The sequence below is a fragment of the Blastomonas sp. CCH1-A6 genome, from assembly GCF_001556365.1.
GTDB classification, from domain to species: Bacteria; Pseudomonadota; Alphaproteobacteria; order Sphingomonadales; family Sphingomonadaceae; genus Blastomonas; species Blastomonas ursincola.
On sequence record NZ_LSIS01000298.1, the window covers coordinates 1 to 562 of the forward strand.

At 67.1% G+C, this 562-nt stretch carries 1 protein-coding gene; it reads right to left on the reverse strand.

The window, feature by feature from the left end; genetic code table 11:
* Positions 1–528: GHMP family kinase ATP-binding protein (locus AX735_RS14260; RefSeq protein ID WP_446471821.1), on the reverse strand; the 528-nt coding region annotated here is incomplete at its 3' end.
* Between the last annotated feature and the right edge of the window lie 34 nt (positions 529–562).

Sequence of the window (562 nt, forward strand, 5' to 3'; positions counted from 1 at the left end):
GAACAGCGCAAAGCAGGTCGCGCCGCTGCCCGACATGCGCGACAGGGTGGCGCCCGGGGTTGAGCGCAGCCGTTCGAGCACATCCGCGATCTCGGGTACGAGCACGCGCGCGGGCGCTTCTAGATCATTGCGACCGCTTGAGATGACTGCCTGAAGGCTGGACGTATCGAGCGGGCCTCGATCGACCTGATCCCACCCCCGGAACACCGGCGCGGTGCCGAGCGGAATGCCAGGATTGACCAGCAGGATCGGCATGCCCGAGAGGCCCGGCAGATCGAGCGCTTCCAGCGCTTCGCCCCTGCCCTCGACGCGCAGGCTCTGGCTGATGACACAGGCAGGGATATCGGAGCCGAGCGTCTCGCCGATCACGCACAGCGCGCGGTCGGTCAGGTTGCAGCCCCAGAGCCGATTGAGCAGGCGCAGCGCGGCGGCCGCATCGGCGGAGCCACCGCCTATTCCGGAAGCGACGGGCAGGTTCTTGGTGAGGTGCAGATTGGCGCCAAGTTTTCCGCTAGAATGAACACCCACCCCCGCCAAGTTCCCGAGCGAAGTCGAGGGACGT